Source organism: Streptomyces sp. NPDC006458, assembly GCF_040612135.1.
In the GTDB taxonomy this organism is placed as follows: Bacteria; Actinomycetota; Actinomycetes; order Streptomycetales; family Streptomycetaceae; genus Streptomyces.
This window is the reverse complement of record NZ_JBEXPR010000026.1, coordinates 29458-53713: the sequence shown is the minus strand read 5'-3', so window position 1 is coordinate 53713 and position 24256 is coordinate 29458. Positions and strand designations below refer to the sequence as shown.

16 protein-coding genes are annotated in these 24256 nt (G+C 72.8%); 3 read left to right on the top strand and 13 right to left on the bottom strand.

Annotated elements, in window-relative coordinates; translation table 11 throughout:
- Positions 1-31: 31 nt before the first annotated feature.
- The 8 genes from ABZZ79_RS29915 to ABZZ79_RS29880 form a co-directional block, all read right to left on the bottom strand.
- On the bottom strand, positions 32-1810 hold the full coding sequence (locus ABZZ79_RS29915; protein ID WP_356693977.1) for a GMC family oxidoreductase: 1779 nt from the start codon (positions 1808-1810) through the stop codon (positions 32-34).
- 93 nt (positions 1811-1903) lie between these two features.
- A complete protein-coding gene (locus ABZZ79_RS29910) occupies positions 1904-3523 on the bottom strand; it encodes a succinic semialdehyde dehydrogenase (RefSeq protein ID WP_356693975.1) in 1620 nt (539 codons plus the stop codon).
- Positions 3524-3660: 137 nt separating this feature from the next.
- Entirely contained in the window at positions 3661-5337 is a 1677-nt protein-coding gene (locus ABZZ79_RS29905) for a serine/threonine-protein kinase (RefSeq protein WP_356693973.1), read from the bottom strand.
- A 223-nt stretch (positions 5338-5560) separates the two neighbouring features.
- Positions 5561-6607 (bottom strand): serine/threonine-protein kinase, encoded by a 1047-nt coding sequence (locus tag ABZZ79_RS29900; RefSeq protein WP_356693971.1) that lies wholly within the window; start codon positions 6605-6607, stop codon positions 5561-5563.
- An 88-nt stretch (positions 6608-6695) separates the two neighbouring features.
- On the bottom strand, positions 6696-8393 hold the full coding sequence (locus ABZZ79_RS29895) for a serine/threonine-protein kinase (protein ID WP_356693969.1): 1698 nt from the start codon (positions 8391-8393) through the stop codon (positions 6696-6698).
- A gap of 147 nt (positions 8394-8540) precedes the next feature.
- Positions 8541-11201, bottom strand: a complete 2661-nt coding sequence (locus ABZZ79_RS29890; protein WP_356693967.1) for a protein kinase — start codon at positions 11199-11201, stop codon at positions 8541-8543.
- Between the two features lie 189 nt (positions 11202-11390).
- Entirely contained in the window at positions 11391-13412 is a 2022-nt protein-coding gene (locus ABZZ79_RS29885) for a protein kinase (protein ID WP_356693965.1), read from the bottom strand.
- Positions 13413-13758: 346 nt separating this feature from the next.
- Complete coding sequence (locus ABZZ79_RS29880) at positions 13759-15465, bottom strand: glycerol-3-phosphate dehydrogenase/oxidase (RefSeq protein ID WP_356693963.1); 1707 nt, start codon at positions 15463-15465, stop codon at positions 13759-13761.
- A gap of 291 nt (positions 15466-15756) precedes the next feature.
- Between ABZZ79_RS29880 and ABZZ79_RS29875 the strand changes: the two genes are divergently transcribed.
- Together ABZZ79_RS29875 and ABZZ79_RS29870 are read left to right on the top strand one after the other, a co-directional pair.
- A complete protein-coding gene (locus tag ABZZ79_RS29875; protein ID WP_356693961.1) occupies positions 15757-16965 on the top strand; it encodes a nucleotide sugar dehydrogenase in 1209 nt (402 codons plus the stop codon).
- 186 nt (positions 16966-17151) lie between these two features.
- Complete coding sequence (locus ABZZ79_RS29870; protein ID WP_356693959.1) at positions 17152-17682, top strand: hypothetical protein; 531 nt, start codon at positions 17152-17154, stop codon at positions 17680-17682.
- A gap of 74 nt (positions 17683-17756) precedes the next feature.
- Here ABZZ79_RS29870 and ABZZ79_RS29865 read toward each other — a convergent pair whose 3' ends face one another.
- From ABZZ79_RS29865 to ABZZ79_RS29850, 4 genes are all read right to left on the bottom strand, one after another.
- Entirely contained in the window at positions 17757-18881 is a 1125-nt protein-coding gene (locus tag ABZZ79_RS29865; protein WP_356693957.1) for a GuaB3 family IMP dehydrogenase-related protein, read from the bottom strand.
- A 106-nt stretch (positions 18882-18987) separates the two neighbouring features.
- Positions 18988-20496 (bottom strand): IMP dehydrogenase, encoded by a 1509-nt coding sequence (guaB, locus tag ABZZ79_RS29860; RefSeq protein ID WP_356693955.1) that lies wholly within the window; start codon positions 20494-20496, stop codon positions 18988-18990.
- A gap of 162 nt (positions 20497-20658) precedes the next feature.
- Complete coding sequence (locus ABZZ79_RS29855; protein WP_356693953.1) at positions 20659-21246, bottom strand: sigma-70 family RNA polymerase sigma factor; 588 nt, start codon at positions 21244-21246, stop codon at positions 20659-20661.
- A 343-nt stretch (positions 21247-21589) separates the two neighbouring features.
- Positions 21590-22201, bottom strand: a complete 612-nt coding sequence (locus ABZZ79_RS29850) for a response regulator transcription factor (protein WP_003948568.1) — start codon at positions 22199-22201, stop codon at positions 21590-21592.
- Positions 22202-22580: 379 nt separating this feature from the next.
- Here ABZZ79_RS29850 and ABZZ79_RS29845 point away from each other — a divergent pair, with 379 nt between their 5' ends.
- Entirely contained in the window at positions 22581-22910 is a 330-nt protein-coding gene (locus tag ABZZ79_RS29845; protein ID WP_356693951.1) for a WhiB family transcriptional regulator, read from the top strand.
- 436 nt (positions 22911-23346) lie between these two features.
- Here the strand turns inward: ABZZ79_RS29845 and ABZZ79_RS29840 are convergent, their stop codons facing one another.
- A complete protein-coding gene (locus ABZZ79_RS29840) occupies positions 23347-24249 on the bottom strand; it encodes a LysR family transcriptional regulator (RefSeq protein WP_356693949.1) in 903 nt (300 codons plus the stop codon).
- Positions 24250-24256 lie beyond the last annotated feature (7 nt).

Genomic DNA, 24256 nt, shown 5'->3' with positions numbered 1-24256 from the left:
GGGCGCAGGTCCCTCTGGCTGTGCGAGGAGGTCACTCCTTCGGCGGCACCGCCGGCATCCCCAGGAACGGCAGCCGCAGCGCGCCGAACGCCTCCGCGGGCACGGCCGGGGACTTCGGCTCGACCGGCTGGACGCGCTCGTAGGCCGATCCCTGCTCGGGGCGCGGGTCGGCCTCGCCCTTGTTCGGCCAGAAGGACATCGCCCGCTCGGCCTGCGCGGTGATCGTCAGGGACGGGTTCACGCCCAGGTTCGCCGAGACGGCCGCACCGTCGACGACCGAGATGCCGGGGTGGCCGTACAGCCGGTGGTAGGGGTCGAGGACGCCGGTCTCGCGGGAGGAGCCGATCGGGCAGCCGCCGAGGAAGTGGGCGGTCAGCGGGGTGCCCATCAGCTCGCCGACGTTGGAGCCGGCGAAGCCGTTGATCTCGGCGGCGAGGGCGTTCGCGCCCTCGTGGGCGGCCCGGATCTGCTTGGGGTTGGGCGCGCCGTGGCCCTGCCGGGCGGTCAGCAGGCCCTTGCCGACGCCGTCCGGCTTCAGATACGTCGTCAGGGAGTTGTCCAGCGACTGCATCACCAGGCCGATGATGGTCCGCTCCGACCACTTGCGGTTCGACAGCGAACGCAGCACCAGAACGGGGTGCCTGGCCGCGTTGGCCAGCCAGCCCAGCACCCGGGAGGAGTTCTCGGCGTAGGGGACCTGGAGGATGGACAGGCCGCCCATCGAGTTGGAGCCCTTGCCGTAGCGGACCGGCTCGATGTGGGTGTCGGCGTCCGGGTGGACGGAGGACGTGATGGCTACCCCGCGGGTGAAGTCGGCCCGCCTCTCGCCGGTTGCCCTGCGGTAGCGCCGGTCGGTGGTCTGGGCGCCCACCAGGGCCTCGGAGTTCGTCCGGGTCAGTTCGCCCAGCCGGTCCGACAGATACGGCAGCCTGCCACTGGCCTTCATGCGGTGCAGCAGGGTCTGGGTGCCGTAGGTGCCGGCGGCCAGGACGACCCGGCGGGCCTTGAAGGTGCGGCTCTCGCCCTTGCGGCGGTTGTCGGTGGGCAGGGTGGTGAGGGCGAAGCCGCCCTGCGAGTCCTCCGTGACCGTGACGACCGTCGTCATCGGGTGGACGACCGCGCCCGCCTTCTCGGCGAGGTACAGGTAGTTCTCGTTCAGGGTGTTCTTCGCGCCGTGCCGGCAGCCGGTCATGCACTCGCCGCACTCGGTACAGGCGTTGCGGGAGGGGCCCGCGCCGCCGAAGTAGGGGTCGGCGACCTGCCGGCCCGCCTTGGCCCTCGCCTTGCCGTCGGCGTCCTCGCCGTCGCCGAAGAAGACGCCGACCGGGGCCATGTGGAAGGTGTCGCCGACGCCCATCCGCTGCGCGGCCGCCTTCAGATGGACGTCCGACGGGGTCATCGTCGGGTTGAGCCGTACGCCGAGCATGCGCTGGGCCTGGTCGTAGAACGGCTTCAGCTCCTCGTGCCAGTCGGTGATCTCGCGCCACTGGGGGTCGTCGAAGAACGGCTTCGGCGGGACGTAGAGGGTGTTGGCGTAGTTGAGGGACCCGCCGCCCACGCCCGCGCCGGCCAGGACCATGACGTTGCCGAGCAGATGGATGCGCTGGATTCCGTAGAGGCCGAGCTTGGGGGCCCAGAGGTAGTTCTTGATGTCCCAGGAGTTCTTCGGCAGGGAGTCGCGGGTCCAGCGGCGGCCCGCCTCCAGGACGCCGACGGAGTAGCCCTTCTCGGTGAGGCGGAGGGCGGTGACGGATCCGCCGAATCCTGAGCCGACGACGATGACGTCGTAGTCGTAGGTGTCCTGGGGCACGTGTGCGCTCCTCGTCGAGTGTCCGTGCGGGGTGGGTGTGGCGGCTCGCGCTCACGCGGCGGAGCCGCACGCCGCTGCGGCTCGCTGGCCTGACTACCTGAGCCTGAGCGCCTTCATGACGCGCAGGCTCCGGCTCATGAAGGCCGCGTACTTCTCGTCGTCCATGCCCAGCGCGGGAGCCATCGGCAGCAGCCGCTGGTGGGCGACGGTCTGGGCCTCCGTGTACTTGAGGATGCCCTCGGAGCCGTGGCGGCGGCCGAGGCCGGAGTCCTTCATGCCGCCCATCGGGGACCGGACGGAGCCGTAGGCGGGGGCGTAGCCCTCGTTGACGTTGACCGTGCCGGTGCGCAGCCGGGCGGCGAGCGCGCGGCCGCGGCGGCCGTCCTTCGTCCAGACCGAGGAGTTGAGGCCGTACGGCGTGGAGTTGGCGAGTTCGACCGCCTCCTCCTCCGTCGTGAAGCGGTAGACGGAGACGACCGGGCCGAACGTCTCCTCGGCGCAGACGGACATCGGTTCGGTGACGCCGTCGAGGATGGTCGGCTCGAAGAAGTACGGGCCGACGTCCGGGCGGGCGACCCCGCCGGCGAGGACCTTCGCGCCCTTGGCGACGGCCTCCTCGACATGGCGGGTGACGGTCTCCAGCTGGCGTTCGCCGGCCAGGGAGCCCATGTCGGCGCCGTAGGCGAGGCTGGTGCCGAGGCGCATGGCCCTGGTGCGGGCGGCGAAGCGCTCCAGGAAGGCGTCGGCGACGGCCTCGTGGACGTACAGCCGCTCGATGGAGATGCACAGCTGGCCGGCGGAGGAGAAGCAGGAGCGGACGGCGCCCGCGGCCGCCTTGTCGAGATCGGCGTCCTCAAGCACGAGCATGGGGTTCTTGCCGCCGAGTTCGAGGGAGACCCCGACCAGCCGGGCCGCCGCGCCCTGGGCGACCTCGCGGCCGGTGCGGGTGGAGCCGGTGAAGGAGACGTAGTCGGCGTGCTTGACGACCTCGGGGCCGACGACCGGGCCGTCGCCGATGACGACTTGGAAGACCTCGGCGGGCAGCCCGGCCTCGATGAGCAGGTCGCGTGCCCACAGGGCGGTCAGGCAGGTCTCGGTGTCGGGCTTCATCACGACGGCGTTGCCCGCGGCGAAGGCGGGGAGCGCGTCGCCGACGGAGAGTTCGAGGGGGTAGTTCCAGGGGGCGATCTGGCCCACGACCCCGCGCGGGTGGCGCAGTTCGGCGGCCTTGGTCAGGACCGGGATGGCACCCGTGTGCCGCTTGGGCCCGAGGTACGCGGCGGCCCTGCGGCCGTAGTGGCGGGCGGCGACCGCGACGGCCTGGACCTCCTCGTGGGCGTGCAGCCGGGCCTTGCCGGTCTCCAGCTGGATGAGGTCGAGGACCTCGGCCTGGCGCTCCAGGGCGAGGTCGTGGAAGCGGAGCAGGACGGCGGCGCGCCGCCGTACGGGCACCTGGGCCCAGACCGCCTGGGCGGCGCGGGCGGCCTCGAAGGCCCGGGCGACGTCCTCGGGCGTCGACTCGGGCAGGTCGGCCAGCTTCTCGCCGGTGTACGGCGTGTGGTTGGCGGTCCGGCCGGAGCCCGTGACGCCCTTGGTCAGCTGGGCCACGAGTTCCGGCGTGACCACGTCGGCGGCGGTGCGGACCCCTGCCGGGGCGGGGGCGACGGGGTTGGTGCCCCGAGCGCCCTTCTCGGGTGCCTGCGCTTCGGTCATGAGGCGCAGGGTATGCCGCGTCGAAGGCTTTGTGTACCCGTCGGTAATAAGGATTCACCGGGCGCACACAAACCGCCAGCGATCACTGGCAACAAACACCCTGATCAGGGGCTCACTCTCCGCCTTGGACTCGAACGTCAGTTTTTCGCGGGGGCGGTGCCCTCCTCGACCACGAGCTCGGCGATCGCGCGCTCCGCCACCTCGCGGCCCCGTTCGGTGAGGTCTCCCTTGCTCGGGTAGGAGACGGACAGCCGGTACATGTCCTCGCCCACACTCCGGTAGTAGAAGATCTTCACCTCCTTGGGCACGGTGAACTCGCTGTCCTTGTCGTCCGTGTAGGTGAAGGTGCTCTCCGCGGCCTCGTGGCCCTGGAAGGTGGTCGCCTTCGTCACGACCTTCACCGGCTTGTCGTCGGCGATGTTGAACGCCGAGCTCGAACCGCCCTCCAGCTCCTTCTTCTCGTCGTAGGCCTCGCCCATCGACGAGCTGGCTATGTACCCGAGCGAGTCCTCGCTCTTCCTCAGGAGCTCCAGCCGGATGTAGACCATGCCGCTGGGGTCCGACCAGTGCACCCAGTGCTCGCCCTGCTCCGTCTCCCCGGGCAGGTAACGGTCGTAGCCCTCGGGCACGCTCAGCGTCGCGCCCAGCTCCTTGGCCTCGCGCTTCGTCCAGCCCCCCGCCCGCCCGTCGTCGCCCTTGAACGGCTGGGCGACCGCGAGGACGGCCGTCAGCACCGAGGCCACCACCACCGCGCCGACCGCGATCAGCGCCTTGCGGCCGAGCCGGACGCCGCCCTGGCCGCCGCCGCCCGTCAGGGTCACCACCTGGGTAGGCGCGGGCACCGGCGGGTTCGCGGCCGCCTCCAGCAGGGCGCGGACCTGGCCGGCGCCCGGACGGTGGGCCGGGTCCTTCTGGAGCAGCCCGTTGATGACGTCGGCGAGGGGCCCCCGCGCGGAGGCGGGCGGGGCCGGGGTGGCGTTGAGGACGGACTGGAGGGTGGCCGGGGTGTTGCTGCGGCGGAACGGCGAGACGCCCTCGGTCGCGGCGTACAGGACCACACCCAGCGACCAGAGGTCGGAGGCGGGGCCGGGGCGCTGGCCGAGCACCCGCTCCGGCGCGATGTACTCCGGCGAGCCGACGAAGCCGCCCGTGTCCGTCAGGTTGGTCTCGCCCTCGATCTGGGCGATGCCGAAGTCGGTGAGGACGACCCGCTCGTGCCGGCCGAGCAGCACGTTGTCCGGCTTCACGTCCCGGTGCAGGATGCCCGCCGCGTGGGCCGCCTCCAGGGCGCCGAGCACCTCCAGGCCGACCTTGGCGGCCTCCCGGGCGCTCAGCGTGCCCTCCTGGAGCGCGGCGCCGAGCGAACGTCCCTGCACCAGCTCCATCACGATCCAGGGCTGTCCGTCCACCACGGCGACGTCGTGCACGTTGACGACCGCCGGGTGGTCGAGCCGGGCGGCCGCACGGGCCTCGCGGCGCATCCGCTCGAAGGCGTTGGCCCGTTCGCGCTCGGGAAGGTGGTCGGGGACGCGCGGCTCCTTGACCGCGACCTCACGGTCCACCGTCTCGTCCTTGGCCCGCCACACCGTGCCCATGCCGCCGTGCCCGAGCTTGGCGAGCAGCCGGTAGCGCCCGGCGACCAGGCGTCCCGCGCCCGGCTCCGGCGCGGCCTGCTGCTGCGGGACGGCCTGGGCGGGCGTCGCGTAGGGGTTGCCGGGATGCGGCACACCCACGGGCGGGTTCGGGTTCGGCGGTTGCAGCGCGAAACTCGTCGGCTCGTCGGCCCCGTAGCGGGCTCCCCCGTTGTTGCTCATGCTTTATCCATATCGCGCCGAACGCTCGCGTATCCACTTCGACGGAGGACGCGGTACAGACCCGTGACCCGCGGCGTCCGCCGAATTCCGGCGGAACCGGCGCTTCAGCCCGCTTCGGCCCCTTTGCCGGACGGCGAAGGCGCTTCAGCCCCCTCCGGCCCCCTTGCCGGACGGCGAAGGCGCTTCAGTCCCCTCCGGCCTCCTAGCCGGACGGCGAAGGCCCTCAGCCCCCTCCGGCCCCCTGGCCGGACGGCGTCGGCGTCACCTGCGGTGTGCTGACCGAGGTGGACGGCGCGGGCGTCGTCGGTGAACCGCCGCCGTCCCCGTCCCCGTTGAGGAGCAGCGCCGCGGCCGACAGCCCCGCCACCGCCATCGCCGCCACCAGCGCGGCCACCAACAGCCGGGAGCGCGGGGCCCGTCGCTCCGGCTCGGGCGTGCGCCCGGTGTCCAGGAAACCGCGCAGCATCCGCTCGGCCCCGGCCGCGTCCAGCCGCCGCGCCGGATCGCGCTCCAGCAGACCCCGTACGACGGGCAGCAGCGGCGCGGCCTGGGCCGGCAGTCGGAGGTCCTCGGACAGCACCGCGTGCACGACCGCGCCCAGCGACTCGCGCCGGAAGGGCGATTCACCGCTCACGGCCGCGCACAGCAGGGCGCCGAGCGACCACAGGTCGGAGGCCGCCCCGGTACCGGCCCCGGACATGCGCTCCGGCGCGGTGTACTCGGGCGAGCCGACGAAGGAGCCGCTCTCGGTGAGCGTGGTGGTGCCCGCGACCTGGGCGACCCCGAAGTCGGTGAGGACGACCCGGCCGGTGCCGTTCTCCACCAGGACGTTGGCGGGCTTGAGGTCGCGGTGCAGTACCCCCGCTGCGTGCGCGGTGCGCAGGGCAGCCAGCAGCGCCACACCGATCCGTGCCGCCTCTCGGGCGTCGACGGGGCCCTGCGCGGCGATGCGCTCGGCGAGGGAGCCGCCGTCGACGAACTCCATGACCAGGTAGGGGCGTTCGTCGTGGGCGACGACGTCGTGCACGACGATGACCTGCGGGTGCCGCAACTGGGCCACCGCTCGGGCCTCCCGCAGGGTGCGGTCCCGCCGTCTGCGGGCCTCGTCCGCCGACAGCGAGTCGTCCAGGGCGAGTTCCTTGACCGCGACGATCCGGCCGAGCAACTCGTCGGTGGCACGCCAGACCACGCCCATGCCGCCGCGCCCGAGCACCGTCTCCAGCCGGTAGCGGCCAGCTATCACACGCCCGCCCGTCCGCTCGGTCCCCATGCGCCCCATGATGCATCAGCCGGAGCGGCACCCTCCGGGCGGCGCGGCCGAGGGTGGCCGACAACAGACGCTCAGCGACGGGAAGTCGTCAGGAGCGGGTGGTCCGCCAGCTGCGCAGCAGCGTGTCGAACTGCTCGCGCATGGTGGCCCAGTCCGCGGCCGGGGCCGAGGCGTAGATGGCGTACTCGACGCCGTCGCGGGAGATGTACATCTGGTCGATCGCGCGGCGCGGCCCCGGCCGGGTCTCCGTGTCCTTCGCCAGCGCGGTCCAGGTGTACTCCCAGAGGGAACCCGGGCGGTCCCGGTAGGTGTTCTGCTCCAGGCCCACCACGTCGTAGTCGACCAGCCGCTGCACCTGCTGCTCCAGGTCCAGTTGGTGCTCGTAGGGGTCGTCGAAGTCGGGCGTCGCGTCGACGGCGATGCGGAAGAAGTGCTCCCCGCCGTCGGGCGAGTAGTCGACCTGGCCCGTGGCCTCGTCGAACACCGTGCGCTGCCACTCGGGTCCGGGCAGCGCGATGCTGAAGCCGAAGGGGTCGTCGCGGCGCTCCCAGCCGTCGGGGAGGGTGCCGGTGCTCGCCGAGGAACTCGGCGGGGAACTCGGCGGGGAACTCGGCGGGGAACTGGCCGGGGAACTCGCCGGGGAACTCGCCGGGGAACTCGCCGGGGAACTCGCCGGGGAGCTTGGGCTGTGGCCGCCCGGGGTCCGGTTCCCCGTCTGCTGCTGTCCGCCGTCCTGCCACTGCTGGACGGCGACGGCCGCGCCGCCGCCGATGAGCGCCGCGAGGACGACCACGAGGGCGAGCGTCCGCCGCCGCCGGGGACGGCGGGGTGCGGGCGGGGGGAGGGCGGCGGGCGGGGGGAGGGCGGCGGGCGGCCGCGGGTACGGCGTCGTGGTGGACATGGGCGACGCGACGGCCGCGCCGTCCCTTGGGCCCACCTGAGTCGGGACGTACGGCTGTGTCACGGTCGGCGGACGGCCCTGCGCCGCCTCGGCGAGCATCCGTTCGGCCTCGGCGGCACCGGGACGACTGGCCGGATCCTTGCGCAGCAGGGCGGCGATGACGGGCGCTAGCGCACCGGCGTTGGCCGAGGCGTCGGCCTCTTCCTCGACCACGGCCTGCATGGTGGAGATGGGTGAGGTGCGGCGGAACGGCGAACGGCCCTCCACCGCGGTGTAGAGGGTCGCCCCGAGCGCCCACAGGTCGGAGGCCGGGCCGGGGTCGTGGCCGCGCACCCGCTCCGGGGCGAGGTAGTCGACGGAGCCGACGACCTCTCCGGTACGGGTGATGGTGGAGTCGCCCTCGATCTGCGCGATGCCGAAGTCGGTGAGCAGCACCCGGCCTTCACGGCCGAGCAGCACATTGCCGGGCTTGACGTCCCGGTGCAGCACTCCGGCCGTGTGCGCGGCGCCCAGCGCGCGCAGCACCCACATGCCGATCCGTGCCACCTCGGCCGGCTCCAGCCGGCCTTCCTCCTTGACCGCGTCGGCCAGCGAGCGGCCCTCGACCAACTCCATGACGATCCACGGGCGGCCGTCGTGCTCCAGCACGTCGTGCACGGTGACCACGGCCGAGTGGTTGATCCGGGCGGCCGCCCGCGCCTCGGCGCGGGTGCGCGCCAGCAGCACCGCCTGGTCACTCTCCGACACATAGAGCGCGGCCGTCAGCTCTTTGATCGCGACGGTGCGGTGCAGCACCTCGTCGTGCGCCCGCCACACCCGGCCCATGCCGCCACGGCCGATCGATTCGGCCAACCGGTAACGGCCCGCGATGAGCTGGCCCTGCATCTGATTCACGTTGCCCCGCTCTGGTATTGACAGGGTCAGGGTAAGGACCGGTGACCCGGCGGGGAACAAGCGGGGCGGCTCGGATACCGCACTGTGACGGTTGTCGCTTTGAGTGACGGAAGGGAACCGGACCGCCCTCGTGCGAAATCAGCCGGTGGGCTGGTAGGTGGACGACGCTTGTTCGTACAGGCGTGTCACCTCGTCCCGTTCGGCCTCCGGTCCGCGTACCTGCACCACGTGGTACCGGCCGTCGAGCAGGATCGCGACATTGCGCACGAACAGCTCGCGCCCGTCGGCGCCGGTCCAGGTGAACTGCCCCTCGGCCATGGTTCGTCCGCCCACCGAGATCGTCTTCAGCCCGGTGGCCGTGGCCCAGCTGGAGTCGCGGTACGGCTGCAACTCCGCCTCCCGTTCGCGTTGGTAGACCATCGGGTCGCCGCCGAACTCCCCGGCGCTGTCCCGTCCGGCCACGACGATCAGCTCGAACGCCCCGTGGGCGTACCGCACCTGACCGCGGCCGTTCTGCCCGCCGCGCTCCCAGCCGTCGGCCACGGCGATCCGGAAGCCCGCCGGGTCGGAGCGGACGGTGAAGCCGTCGGCGGCGTCGGGCCCGGACGGCTGCGTCTCCTCGGAACCGGCCGACTGGGAGGGGTCGTTGCCGCCCGTCCCGCCCGGCGTGGTCTGGTCGGGCCGCGGCTCGCTGCTGGCCTGCGGGGAGCTCTCGGGCGCCTCCCCGGCCTGCCCGGCCGCGCCGGTACGGTCCGCCTGCGGCGAGCCGCCCGAGCCGGGCTGGTCGGCCTTGGGCATGAACAGCAAGGCGTACGCGACCGCCGCCGCCATCGCCATCAGCACCGTCACCAGCAGGGTCCGGCCCAGGCTGCGCGGCGAACGCTCCTCCTGCCGGGCCCGCTTGGGCCGTGCGTGGGCCGCGGGCAGCCCGGCACGCCGCCTGCGCACCAGCTCGCCACGGCGCCGCACGATCGGCAGCCGGCCCGTGTCGGCGGGCGGCGCGGCCACGACATGCACCCCGGCCTCCGGCTCGGGCGCCGAGCGCACGAGCGAGCGCAGCCAGCCGCGCAGCTCCTCGAAGTCGGGCCGTTCGGTGGGGTCCTGGCGCAGCAGGGACTCCACGACCGGCCGCAGCGGACCGCACTCCTCGGCGAACGCGGGCGGCTCCGCGCACACCATCTGCACCAGTTCGGCCGTCGACTCCTCCGGGTAGGGCGCGTGGCCCTGCACGGCCCGGAAGAGCAGCGCGCCCAGCGCCCACAGGTCGGTGGCGGGGCCGATCGGCGCGGCGAGCTGCCAGTTCTCGTGCACGGGCCCGGCCTGTTCGGGCGCCCACCGCTCGGTCACCGTGCCGACCACGGCCATCCGCGCCTGCCGGGCCCGCTCGGCGGCGAGCGCGGTGGCGGGGCCACGCCGTCCGGGCACGTCGGGGGCCAACTCGTCCCAGTGGCTGGGCGGCTGGGAGACGGGAGCGGGCGCGGGAAGTCCGGCGGGGCTCAGCGGCGCGGGAGCCGCGCCCGGGGCGTGGCCCGCCGCGGGGAGGGCCTGACGCTGCGGGTCGCCCGGCGGGACACCGAGCGGCGTGACACCCGGTCGGGGGGCACCGGGGGCGGTGCGCGGGACGGCGCCGTGCCAGGGGCGGGCGTGCACGCCGTACGGGTCGGCTATCTGGCCCGGCGGTGTGCCCTCCGCGCGGCCGTGGGAGTCCTGGTCCGGCAGGTAGGGCGAGGGCCCTTCGGGGGCGGGCCGGCCGCCCGGCAACAGGGCCTGCCCGTTCGACAGTGAGGAGTCGGGACCGAGTTCGGGGCCGCCCTGCCGCGTCTCCTGGACGCGGGCCGCGGCGCGGGCTCCCTCACGGTAGGCGGCGATCGCCCCGGCGCGGGCCGCGCGGATGTCGTCGCCGCGTTCCAGCGCCCCGCGCGCGGGCGTGCCCGGCACGCCGGACGGAGCGGGGCCGGACGGTCCCGGGCCGGACGGTCCCGGGCCGGGCGGGACCTCCGCGCCGGGCAGGCGTCCGACGCCCCGTGCCTCGATGGCGGCCCGCCGCGCGGCGTCGACGTCACCCGCCGTGGCCCCCGCGGGGCCCCCTGCCCGGCCGGGACCGGGGGGCAGCGCGCCGGCGCCGCCGGAGGGGCCCTCGGAGCCCTGGTGGGGCAGCGCGGGGTGCACGCCGGTGTCGTCCCCGGCCGGTACCGGGTCGTAGCCGCACATTGCCTCCTCCGCCGCGCCGACCGCGAGGCCGGTGAGCAGGACGCGCCCGTCGTCGCAGACGAGCACCGTGCGGGCGGTGATGTTGCGGTGCACCCAGCCGTGCGCGTGCAGCACGCGCAGCGCCGTGAGGACGTCGGAGGCGACCTCGGCCGCCCGGTACGGCGTCAGCGGCCGCTCGGCGAGCAGCGCGGCGAGCGGCCGCGCGGCCACGAGCTCGCTGACGATCCACAGCGAACCGCCCTCGGCGAACACGTCGAAGACCTGGTCCAGCCGGGGGTGGTCGGGGATGACCGCGGCGGCCTGGGCGGCCTCCACGGCACGTCGTACCGCCGGATCGGCGGGCCGTCGTGTGCTGCCGGGCGCGGGGGGCCGGCGTACGCCCCGGTCCCGCGCGGTGAATCCCTCCGGCAGCCCGTCCGCGTCGAGCACCTCCGCCTCGACGATCTCGGGCAACGGCACCTGGCGGACCAGGACTTCCTGCCCGCTGTAGGTGTCGAAGGCGCGCGACTCGGTGAGTTCGTACTCGTCGGAGGGCGGCAGCGGCAGGCGGTAGCGGTCGGCCAGCACCCGTCCCGCATAGTCGTCCACGTTGCCTCCCCCGGCCGCCCGGTTGGTCAATTCCGTTCGTACGGCGTCCCGTTCCGGATGCGTACGGTTCGCAAGCACTCACGATACGTGCCGGAGTCAACTCCCACCGAGGGGATGGGAGATCTCACCCCGCCTCGGCCGCGGGAAGTCCGGTCCGGACGTCCGGACCGTCCCCGGCCGGGGCCCGCCTCAATCCTTCGGCCGGAACGTCTTCGTCAGCGTCCGCCATGTGTCCCGGCGCAGATCCCCGCGCCACTCGTCGGCCTTGGCCGTGTACATCAGCGCGTATCCCTGGTGGTCGTCGACGACGAACCCGCGGTCGACGCTGCGGTAGCGCGTACCGCCCTCGGTGAAGGTGAACTCCCAGTCGGCCGTGTTCCAGCCGCGGTAGTCCACCGCCTCTATGCGGATGCGTTGGTACTGCGAGCGCTGCATGAAGCGTTCCTGGTTGCGCCAGTCGGCGACCGGGTCGTCCTTCGGCGTGCTGGTCCAGCCGATGAGCAGCTTCTGGCCGTCGGGGCCGGTGAACCGATCCCCCGCGTCACCGCTGGACTGGAACCTCCAGCCCTTGGGCAGCCCGATCGAGTACCCCTGGCCGCCCCGGTGGGTCCTGGCCACGTCGGCGCCGGAGCTGCCCGTGGCGTCCTTGGACTCGTCCTCGCCCTGGCCGGCCGACCCGTCCGCGGTCGCGCTCGCGCCCGGACTCGCCTCCTTGTCGGCTGACTTGGACGCCTTGCCGTCCGGGCGGGTGCCGCCCTGGTCGTCGCCCTTGGTGTCGGCGCCGGGGGTGGCCCCGGCCGAGGCCTTGGTGCCCCCGCCGGAGTTCGCCGAGTCGGAGTCGCCGCCGCCGAGGGTGAGGGCGAGTACCGTGCCGAGCACGGCGAGCACCACGGCCACCGCGATGATCACCAGCGTCCGCCGGGAAACCGCATTGGTCAGCGGCGCACGCCGCACCGGGCGCTCCGGCAGATCCGGCGGCGGCATCACGGGCCAGCCGGAACTGCGCCCGGCCGTACCGGAACGCCCGCCCGGACCGGCGGTCTCCTCCGGACGCGCGGGCTCGGCGGCGGTCCGCTCGGCTGAGGCGGGCGGAGAGGCTGAGGCGGGCGGAGAGGCTGAGGCGGCCGGGGAGGCTGAGGCGGCGGCACCCGAAGACCCGGCGGATCCGGTGGAGCCCGCGGACCGCGCCGACCCGGCGGACCCCGCCGACCCCGCGGCCTTGCGCACCGAACGCAGCGCTCCGCGCAGCCGATCGGCCGCTTCCTCGCCGCGTCGGCCGCCCGTGCCGGACTCGCCCGGCTGCGCGGGCAGCGGGACGACCTTCGTCGCCTCCAGCGGCTCCGCCGCCGCGGTTCCCTCCGGCGCCTTCAGCACGGCGTCGAGCATCCTGCGCGCGCCCGCGTCGTCGAGCCGCTCGTCGGGGTCCTTGGTGAGCAGGCCGTGGATGACGTCCTTGAGGGGCCCGGCGTTCCGCGGTTCGTCCAGCGGCTCGGTCATCACCGCGGTGAGGGTGGCGATCGCCGACCCCTTGTCGTACGGCGGCACGCCCTCGACCGCCGCGTAGAGCAGACCGCCGAGCGACCACAGGTCGGCCGCGGGCCCCGGCTTGTGGCCGCGGGCGCGCTCGGGGGCGATGTAGGAGGGCGCGCCGACGAGCATGCCGGTCGAGGTGATGGACGGGTCGCCCTCGACCTGGGCGATGCCGAAGTCGGTGAGCACGACCCGGCCGTCGTCGGCGATCAGCACGTTGGACGGCTTCACGTCGCGGTGCAGGATGCCCTGGCGGTGGGCGGAGCGCAGCACGTCGAGGACCGCGAGGCCGACCTCGGCGGCGCGCCGGGGTTCGAGCAGGCCGTCCTCGCGGATGACCTCGGCGAGCGACTTGCCCTCGACGAGTTCCATCACGATCCACGGCCGGTCGTCCTCGTCGACCACGTCGAAAACCGTCACCGCGCTGTTGTTGCGGATCCTGGCGATGGCCTTGGCCTCACGCAGGGTGCGCGTGATGAGCCGTCGCTTCTCCTCCTCGTCGATGTTCGACGGGAACCGCAGCTCCTTGACGGCCACCGTGCGGCCGAGGGTCTCGTCCTCGGCACGCCACACCGTGCCCATGCCGCCGCGGCCGAGCACATCTCCCAGCCGGTACCGCCCGGCGAGGAGACGTGCGCTCTCGTCCTGACCGGATGTCCCCGCCCGCTCCGCCTCCGACATGCGTCCCCTCGTGCAACCCGCCCTGACAGAGGCTCCATTGTCCCTCACCCGGCAAGTGCCCGATGCCCCGGGGGGCCATGGCGTCCCGCCGGGGCGCTGACGTCCGCGAGCGGTCTGAATCGCCCGTTCCGAGCCCCTGGATGACGCTCTGTGAGACTCCCACGTGACGCCCTGTGACATGCGCGGGCCGGGGACGTGTTCGGGTGGGACCGGACGCGCGGGCGCCCTCACGGCGACACGGCCCCGCCCTTCAAACGGCACAGTCGGCAGCCCCCGCCCTCGCACAACGCCACATTCGGCAGACCTCCTCCCCTCGCAACGGCACAGTCGACATACCCCCCGCCCCTCACAACGGCACGATGTCCGGGGCCCCCAGCCGCGCCGCGTCCGCCGTGAGGTCGTCGGGCTGCCGCTGGGACTCCCGCTCGGCCTCCACTCTCTTCTCGTAGTGCCGCACCTCCCGCTCGATCTGGTCCGCGTCCCAGCCGAGCACCGGCGCCATCAACTCGGCGGCCTCCCGCGCGCAGCGCGTGCCGCGGTCGAAGGTCTCGATGGAGATACGGGTGCGCCGGGTCAGCACGTCGTCCAGGTGACGCGCGCCCTCGTGCGAGGCGGCGTAGACGACCTCGGCGCGCAGATAGTCCTCGGCGCCCTGGAGCGGGCCGGCCAGCGAGGGGTCGGCGGCGATGAGTTCGAGGAGTTCCTCGGTGAGCGAGCCGTAGCGGTTGAGCAGGTGCTCGATGCGGACCACGTGCAGCCCGGCGCCGGTGGCGATGCGCGCTCGCGTGTTCCACAGCGCGCGGTAGCCCTCGGCTCCGACCAGCGGGATGTCCTCGGTGACGCACTCCGCGACCCGCCGGTCGAGAGCGTGGACCGCCTCGTCCACGGCGTCCTTGGCCATCACCCGGTACGTCGTGTACTTGCCGCCGGCCACCACGACCAGGCCCGGCACCGGGTGGGCCACGGTGTGCTCGCGCGAGAGCTTGCTGGTGGCGGCCGACTCGCCGGCCAGCAGCGGGCGCAGCCCGGCGTAGACGCCTTCGACGTCGTCACGGGTGAGCGGCACGGCCAGCACGGAGTTCACCCGCTCCAGCAGGTAGTCGATGTCGGCGCTGGAGGCGGCCGGGTGGGCCTTGTCCAGGTCCCAGTCGGTGTCGGTGGTGCCGATGATCCAGTGCCGGCCCCAGGGGATGACGAACAGCACCGACTTCTCGGTGCGCAGGATCAGCCCGGTGCCTGAGTGGACGCGGTCCTTCGGCACCACCAGGTGGATGCCCTTGGACGCGCGGACGTGGAACTGCCCGCGCTCGCCCACCATGGCCTGGGTGTCGTCGGTCCACACACCCGTGGCGTTGACGATCTGCTTGGCGTGGATCTCGTACTCCCCGCCCGCCTCGACGTCCTGCACGCGTGCGCCGACCACGCGTTCGCCCTCGCGCAGGAAGCCGGTGACCCGCGCGCGGTTGGCGGCCCGGGTGCCGTAGGCGGCGGCCGTGCGCACCAGGTTGGCCACATAGCGGGCGTCGTCCATCTGGGCGTCGTAGTACTGAAGGGCGCCGACCAGGGCGTCCTTCTTCAGGCAGGGGGCGATCCGCAGCGCGTGACGGCGGGTCAGATGGCGGTGCATCGGGAGTCCTCGGCCGTGTCCGCGGGCCGTCGACATGGCGTCGTAGAGGGCGACGCCCGATCCCGCGTACAGCCGCTCCCAGCCCTTGTGCTGAAGCGGGTACAGGAACGGCACCGGCTTGACCAGATGCGGCGCGAGCCGCTCCAGCAGCAGTCCGCGCTCCTTCAGCGCCTCCCGTACGAGGGCGAAGTCGAGCATCTCCAGATAGCGCAGGCCGCCGTGGATCAGCTTGCTGGATCTGCTGGACGTGCCCGACGCCCAGTCACGCGCCTCGACCAGTCCCGTGGACAGGCCGCGCGTGGCGGAGTCGAGGGCGATACCGGCACCGACCACGCCACCGCCCACGACGAGGAGGTCCAGTTCGTGCTCGGCCATGGCCGCCAGCGCCTCGGCACGCTGCGCCGGCCCCAGTGTCGCTGTCCTCACCGCTGCCTCCCGTTCCTCGGTCGCACCGGCCGCACCCGTCGGGCGAGCCCGTCCGTATCCCCCTGCCCAAAATTCTGACCGGCTTGCCCGACTTCAGCCACCACGCACGGGCGACCTGTGGATAACTCCGGCGGACCGGGACGCGCACTCCGGCATCAGGCCGGGCGACACAAGGAAACAATGCGGCATATCGGTCATATTTACTCCTAGTCTGACATTGCGCTCGTTCGTTCTGTCCACCGGGCTTGCGCACCTGTCCCGCTTCGGTTATTGGGAAGGACGGCCCACGCCATGCCCGCAGATCTCGCCGTCATCGGACTCGGCCCGCTCGGCCTGCCGCTGGCCCAGGCCGCGGTCGCCGCCGGCATCCCCACGGTCGGCTATCGCACCGGAACCGAGGCCGGTTCCCTCAGCCCCGCCGAACTGCGCCGGATGCACTCGGAGGGCTTCCGGCCGGCCGACGGCCCCGCCGCACTCGGCCGCGTCCGCACGGCGGTCATCTGCGCCCCCACCCCGCGCGCCGCAGACGGCGGACTCGACCTCTGCCAGGTGGAGACGGCCGCCCGCACCCTGGCGGCCCGACTGCGCCCCCACACCACGGTCATCCTGGAGTCCCCGGTCCTCCCCGGCACCACGGAGGAGGTCCTGCGCCCCCTCCTCGAAGAGGGCTCAGGCCTGCGCGCCGGACGCGACTTCCACCTCGCCTACTCCCCCAGCCGGGTCGACCCCGGCAACCGCGTGTTCACCCCCGCCAACACACCCAAGGTCATCGGCGGCCTCACCCCCGCCTGCACCGAGTCCGCCGCCGCGTTCTACGGCCGCATCACCGACAAGGTCGTCCGCGCACGCGGACTGCGCGAGGCGGAGACGGTGCATCTGCTGGAGACGACCTACCGCCACGTCAACATCGCCCTCGTCAACGAAATGGCCGTCCTCTGCCACGACCTGGGCGTCGACCTGTGGGACGTCATCCGCTGCGCCGAGACGAAGCCCTTCGGCTTCCAGGCCTTCCGCCCCGGGCCGGGAGTCGGCGGCCACACCGTCCCCCAGGACCTCACGGGCCACCCCGGCCGCGGCCTGCGCATGGTCGAACTGGCCCGCCAGGTCAACGAACAGATGCCGCGCTACGTCGTCCAGCGCGCGGCGGCCCTGCTGAACGAACACGGCAAGTCGGCGAGGGGCGCCCGCGTCCTCCTGCTGGGCGTCGCCTACAAACCCGACCTCGCCGACGAACAGGCCACCCCCGCCCACGAGATCGCGGTCCGCCTGATGTCCCTGGGCGCGGCGGTGAGCTACCACGACCCGCACATCCCCTCGTGGACCGTCCTGGACCGCCCGATCCCCCGCGCCGACTCCTTCTACGACTCCGCCGCCGAGGCCGACCTCACGATCCTCCTCCAGCCCCACCGCACCTACGACCTCCAGGGCCTGTCGGTGAAGGCCCAGCTCCTGCTGGACACACGGGGAGCCACACCCACAGGGGCGGCGCACAGGCTCTGACCGGCGGCGCGCCGAACACCACGAGCCCCCGAGGCCGGCGCCGCCACCCCTGCGGGTGTGCTGACGTCCCACCCGCGCCCCGGAAAATCCGCCGCGGCACCCCCCGTCACGCCTGTTACTGTGCGGCGTCTCCGTTCGCACGTCCGTGCGTGCGTCGCTCGTCAGTCCCGTGGGGGGATTCCTGTCATGACCCAGTCAGTACCGCCGCCGCAGCCCACCGACGGCAACCCGTTCGCCCAGCAGCAGCCCGGTGACGGGAACCCGTTCGCGGGGCAGCAGGCCGCGTTCGTCCCCGTCGCGCCCGCGCCCGTCCGGAGCGGCAACGTCGCGCTCGGCATCGTCACCGCGGTCGTCGTCGCCCTGGTCACGGCCGGCATCTACGGGGCCATCGTGGGCGCGACCAAGTACGAGATCGGCTACGCGGCCATCGGCGTCGGCTTCCTCGTCGGCCTCGCCGCCGGCAAGGTGGGCGGGGCCAATCCGGCGCTGCCCGTCGTCAGCGCGGTGGTGTCGGTGGGCGCGGTCTACCTGGGCCAGCTCATCGGGGTGGCGGTGATCGGCGCCGACGAGCTGGGCGTCTCCGCGACCAGCCTCCTCGTCGACCACTTCGACCTGGTGACCGAGGCCTGGAAGGAGACCGCCGACCCGATGACCTTCCTCTTCTTCGGCATCGGTGCCTTCGCCGCGTTCTCCGGCGCGAAGAAGGCCGCCGCGTAGGCAGGTACCCGGCGTACGCGCGCGAGGGCCCGCCCACCTGATCGGTGGGCGGGCCCTTCGCGTGCTGTGGTGGGTCAGCGCTTGTGCTGGGAGTCCGCGACCGTGACCTCGACGCGCTGGAACTCCTTGAGCTCGCTGTAGCCGGTGGTGGCCATGGCGCGGCGCAGGGCGCCGAAGAGGTTCATGGAGCCGTCCGGGGTGTGGGACGGGCCGGTGAGGACCTCCTCGATGGTGCCGACCGTGCCGAGGTCGACCTTCTTGCCTCGCGGCAGCTCCTCGTTGACCGCCTCCATGCCCCAGTGGTGGCCCTTGCCGGGCGCGTCGGTGGCACGGGCCAGCGGGGAGCCCATCATCACGGCGTCGGCGCCGCAGGCGATCGCCTTGGGCAGGTCGCCGGACCAGCCGACACCGCCGTCGGCGATGACGTGCACGTACCGGCCGCCGGACTCGTCCATGTAGTCACGGCGGGCCGCAGCCACGTCCGCGACGGCCGTGGCCATCGGGACCTGGATGCCCAGCACGTTGCGCGTGGTGTGCGCGGCGCCGCCACCGAAGCCGACCAGCACGCCCGCGGCGCCCGTGCGCATCAGGTGCAGGGCCGCGGTGTACGTGGCGCAGCCGCCGACGATCACCGGGACGTCGAGCTCGTAGATGAACTGCTTCAGGTTCAGCGGCTCGTTCGAGCCGGAGACGTGCTCCGCCGAAACCGTCGTACCGCGGATGACGAAGATGTCCACGCCCGCGTCGACGACGGCCTTGGAGAACTGGGCCGTGCGCTGCGGGGAGAGCGCGGCGGCGGTGACCACGCCGGAGTCGCGCACCTCCTTGATGCGCGCACCGATCAGCTCCTCCTTGATCGGCGCGGCGTAGATCTCCTGGAGGCGGCGGGTCGCGGTCTCCGCGGGCAGCTCGGCGATCTCGTCGAGCAGCGGCTGCGGGTCCTCGTAGCGCGTCCACAGACCTTCGAGGTTGAGCACGCCGAGACCGCCGAGCTCGCCGATACGGATCGCGGTGGCCGGCGAGACGACCGAGTCCATGGGGGCGGCCAGGAAGGGCAGCTCGAAGCGGTAGGCGTCGATCTGCCAGGCGATCGAGACCTCCTTCGGGTCCCGCGTACGGCGGCTGGGGACGACGGCGATGTCGTCGAAGGCGTACGCCCGGCGGCCGCGCTTGCCGCGCCCGATCTCGATCTCAGTCACGATGTGTGGCCTTTCCCTGATGCGTTTCAGCGTCTTCCAGTATCGCCGACGGGCACGACAAGGGCGGCCCCGGTGCGTCCGGGACCGCCCTGCACGGAGCTGGTGACTACTTGTTGCGGCTGTAGTTCGGCGCCTCGACCGTCATCTGGATGTCGTGCGGGTGGCTCTCCTTCAGACCCGCCGAGGTGATGCGGACGAACCGGCCGTTGGTCTGCAGGTCCGGCACGGTCTTGCCGCCGACGTAGAACATCGACTGGCGCAGACCGCCGACCAGCTGGTGCACGACCGAGGCGAGCGGGCCGCGGTAGGGCACCTGGCCCTCGATGCCCTCGGGGATCAGCTGCTCGTCGGAGGCGACGCCCTCCTGGAAGTAGCGGTCCTTGGAGAACGACTTGCGCTCGCCGCGCGTCTGCATGGCCCCGAGGGAGCCCATGCCGCGGTACGACTTGAACTGCTTGCCGTTGATGAACAGCAGCTCGCCGGGCGACTCCTCGCAGCCCGCGAGCAGCGAGCCGAGCATCACGGTGTCGGCGCCCGCGACCAGGGCCTTGGCGATGTCGCCGGAGTACTGCAGACCGCCGTCGCCGATGACCGGGACACCGGCCTCGCGCGCGGCGAGTGCCGCCTCGTAGATCGCCGTGACCTGCGGGACGCCGACACCGGCGACCACGCGGGTCGTACAGATCGAGCCCGGTCCGACACCGACCTTGATGCCGTCGGCGCCCGCGTCGACCAGCGCCTGGGCGCCGTCGCGGGTGGCGACGTTGCCGCCGACGACGTCGACGCCGGCGGAGTTCGACTTGATCTTGGCGATCATGTCGCCGACCAGCCGGGAGTGGCCGTGCGCGGTGTCCACGACGATGAAGTCGACGCCCGCCTCGATCAGCGCCTGGGCGCGCTCGAAGGAGTCACCGGCGACACCGACCGCCGCGCCGACGAGCAGCCGGCCGCCCGCGTCCTTGGCGGCGTGCGGGTACTTCTCCGCCTTGACGAAGTCCTTGACCGTGATCAGGCCCTTGAGGACGCCCTGGTCGTCGACCAGCGGCAGCTTCTCGATCTTGTGCTTGCGCAGCAGCTCCATGGCGTCCACGCCGGAGATGCCGACCTTGCCGGTGACCAGCGGCATCGGCGTCATGACCTCGCGCACCCGGCGGGTGCGGTCGCTCTCGAAGGCCATGTCGCGGTTGGTGACGATGCCGAGCAGCCTCTTGTCGCCGTCGGTGACCGGGACACCGCTGATGCGGAACTTGCCGCACAGCGCGTCCGCCTCGGCGAGCGTGGCGTCCGGGTGGATCGTGATCGGGTCGGTGACCATGCCCGACTCGGAGCGCTTGACCAGGTCGACCTGGTTGGCCTGGTCCTCGATGGACAGGTTGCGGTGCAGTACGCCGACGCCGCCCTGGCGGGCCATCGCGATCGCCATGCGCGACTCGGTGACCTTGTCCATGGCGGCGGACAGCAGCGGGATGTTCACCCGCACGTTCTTGGAGACGTACGAGGCGGTGTCGATCTCGTCGGGTGCCATGTCCGACGCGCCGGGCAACAGCAGCACGTCGTCGTAGGTCAGCCCGAGTGTCGCGAATTTACCGGGCACTCCGTCGACGTTTGCAGTCATGACACCTTCCCCAATGGCCTTGATCGGTGCGGATGTCCATGCTAACGGGAAGTGGACCCGTCTCATTCCACGGTCCCGGACCACGGGCGGCTTCGTATGTTCATACGGAAAGGCATGGCTGCCTGTTCGACCGATCGCCGACACGCCGCCGCGGCAGTGCCGTTACTGCTCCGCCAGTGCCCGCAGCCGGCTCAGCGCGCGGTGCTGGGCGACGCGGACCGCTCCGGGTGACATTCCCAACATCTGACCCGTCTCCTCGGCCGTGAGGCCGACCGCGATCCGCAGCAGAAGCAGCTCGCGCTGGTTCTCGGGCAGGTTGGCCAGCAGTTTCTTGGCCCATTCGGCGTCGCTGCTGAGCAGTGCGCGCTCCTCGGGGCCGAGGGAGTCGTCGGGGCGCTCGGGCATCTCGTCCGAGGGGACGGCCGTGGAGCCCGGGTGGCGCATCGCGGCCCGCTGGAGGTCGGCGACCTTGTGGGAGGCGATGGCGAAGACGAACGCCTCGAAGGGCCGGCCGGTGTCCCGGTAGCGCGGCAGCGCCAGCAGGACGGCCACACAGACCTCCTGGGCGAGGTCCTCGACGAAGTGGCGCGCGTCGCCCGGCAGCCGGGACAGCCGGGTGCGGCAGTAGCGCAGCGCCAGGGGGTGGACATGGGCGAGCAGGTCGTGTGTGGCCTGCTCGTCCCCGTCGACGGCGCGATGCACGAGCGCGCCGATCGCTCCCTGGGCACGGGTCGGCTCGTCGTCGCGCATCGGTCCATCGTGCCCTGGGGCCGTCCGGCCCGTGGCACCGCGTCCATCGTTGTGCACCGAAGCGTTATGAGCAGGTGCGCCGGAACTCATCCCTCGCGCCCTCCCCTTCCGCTCGACCGACTCGTCCCCGAGGAACTCCACACCTCAAGGATGCGGCATCCGCGCCGAAACGAGCAGCGGGCATCTGGAGGGCGGTCCACACCCGCGCCCCGAAAGGGGCGCGGGGCTGTATCGACGCACGGCTCCGCCGCGTGGGCGCGACCGGCCGGCACCGCCCGCGCGGAACCACCCACGGACGACGGCGGACGAGTGACACCCGGCCACCCGCCACCGCGGGGGAGGGCTAGCGAACCAGTCCCCACCGGAAGCCCAGCGCCACGGCGTGAGCCCGGTCCGAAGCTCCCAGCTTCTTGAACAGACGCCGGGCGTGGGTCTTGACCGTGTCCTCGGAGAGGAACAGCTCCCGGCCGATCTCCGCGTTGGAGCGGCCGTGGCTCATGCCCTCCAGCACCTGGATCTCACGCGCGGTGAGCGTCGGCGCCGCACCCATCTCCGCCGACCGCAGCCGCCGCGGCGCGAGCCGCCAGGTGGGGTCGGCGAGCGCCTGCGTCACGGTCGCCCGCAGCTCCGCTCGCGAGGCGTCCTTGTGCAGGTACCCCCGCGCACCCGCGGCGACCGCGAGGGCGACGCCGTCGAGGTCCTCCGCGACGGTGAGCATGATGATGCGGGCACCCGGGTCGGCGGACAGCAGCCGCCGCACGGTCTCGACGCCGCCCAGTCCGGGCATGCGTACGTCCATCAGAATGAGGTCCGAGCGGTCGGCACCCCAGCGGCGGAGGACTTCCTCGCCGTTGGCCGCCGTCGTCACACGCTCGACGCCGGGCACGGTCGCGACCGCGCGGCGGAGCGCCTCTCGGGCAAGCGGGGAGTCGTCGCAGACGAGGACGGAAGTCATGGCCGCCCTCCGCAGCTGATGCGCGTCACCTTGAGCCTCCAGGCTGGTACGAATCGTCACCTGTGCGGTCGACCGTCTCGGACGCCTGCCCGAGCGCTTTTGTTTTCAACCGCCTCCGCACTCTCAACGACGGTCACTCGAAAGAGTTACGGGGCTGTCTGACATCTTCGGCACTCTACGTGAGGGGGCCGACACGGTGCAGACATAGACGTCGGACCCTCAACGTTTCATCACAACCGTGCCCCATTCGGCCCATTTTCTTCCCTTTTGCTGGTGTCCGCGGCTAGATTCGCAATGAGTCATATTTTCATCTTCTTAGATCGTAGTTGTACGGTCGTGGGCACCGTATCCGCTCTGAACGGCTACAAGGGGTCACGCAATGGCAGATTTCTCCCGCCTTCCCGGACCGAACGCGGACCTGTGGGACTGGCAGCTGCTCGCTGCCTGTCGCGGGGTGGACAGCTCGCTCTTCTTTCATCCGGAGGGTGAGCGCGGGGCGGCCCGGAGCGCTCGCGAGAACTCGGCCAAGGAGGTCTGCATGAGGTGCCCGGTCCGCGCACAGTGCGCGGCACACGCGCTGGCGGTGCGCGAGCCGTACGGCGTGTGGGGCGGGTTGACCGAGGACGAGCGCGAGGAGCTCATGGGCCGGGCGCGTCATCGCCTGGTGACGGCTTCGACGTCCGGCGGCGACGCCGGTTCGAACACCTGAAGGAACGTTTCTTCGTATATCCGGGGGCGGACGAGTGAGGGCTCGCGGCTGCGCGCGCCCGGGCTTTGTGGTGCCTTGAGCTCTGCGGTTCGGCCTGGCCGGGCCCTGCCGGTTCGGCCTGACTGGGCCGCCCTATCGGTTCGGGCTCGGCCGGGCCCTGCCTGGTTCGGGCTGGGCTGGGCCCTGCCTGGTTCGGGCTGGGCTGGGCCCTGCCTGGTTCGGGCTGGGCTGGGCCCTGCCTGGTTCGGGCACGGCTGAGAGCCGGATCTGTTCGGGGTGGTGGCCGATCGGTTCGGGGTGCGGATGATCGTGGGTTGCTCGCGCCCCTTGAGGGGCGCGCACGGCGGGCGCCTCAGGGGGGCGCGGGGAACTGCGCGAGCAGCCACACGCGGCCCGCACCCGGCAGACATGAGGTCACCGCCCCGGACGGCAGGCCCTAGCGTCGGGTCGCCCGGGCCAGTTGGTCCAGGGTCGCCGTCACGGCCGGGACCTGGGCCAGGTCGGGCAGGGTGAGGGCGACGATCTCCCGGCGTACCGCGGGTTCCAGGGTCACCGCGCGTGCGCCCCGGGGCCGTACGGACTCGATGGCGAGCTGGGGCAGTACGGCGACGCCGAGCCCGGCGCCGACCAGGCCCACCACCGCCGGGTAGTCGTCGGTGGCGAAGTCGATGCGGGGCGTGAAGCCCGCGCCCTCGCAGACCTCGACGAGCTGGCCGCGGCAGCGCGGGCAGCCCGCGATCCAGGGCTCCTCGGCGAGTTCGCCGATGGCGACGGACCCGGCGCGGGCCAGGCGGTGGCGTTCGGGCACGAGCGCCACGAGGCGGTCCGTCAGCAGCGGCCGTACGACGAGGTCGTCCCACTCCGTCTCCTGCGCGCCCGCGCCCCCCGCGTAGCGGAACGCGAGCGCGACGTCGCAGTCGCCCTCGCGGAGCATCTCCACGGACCGCGGCGGCTCGGCCTCCACCAGGGAGACCCGGGTGCCGGGGTGGGCCGCGCGCAGGGCGGCGAGGGCGGTGGGGACGAGGGTGGAGCTGCCGCTGGGGAAGGAGACCAGCCGGACCCGGCCCGCCCGCAGCCCGGCGATGGCGGCGACCTCCTCCTCCGCGGCGGTCAGCCCCGCGAGGATGCCGGCGGCGTGCCGGACCAGGGCCTCGCCGGCCTGGGTCAGTCGCATCTCCCGGCCGCCGCGCACCAGCAGCGGGGTGCCGACGGACGTCTCCAGGGCCTTCATCTGCTGACTCACGGCGGGCTGGGTGCAGCCCAGCTCGCGCCCCGCCGCGGAGAAGGAGCCGGTGGCGGCGACGGCGCGCAGCACTCGGAGATGTCGGGCCTCGATCACTCCTTGA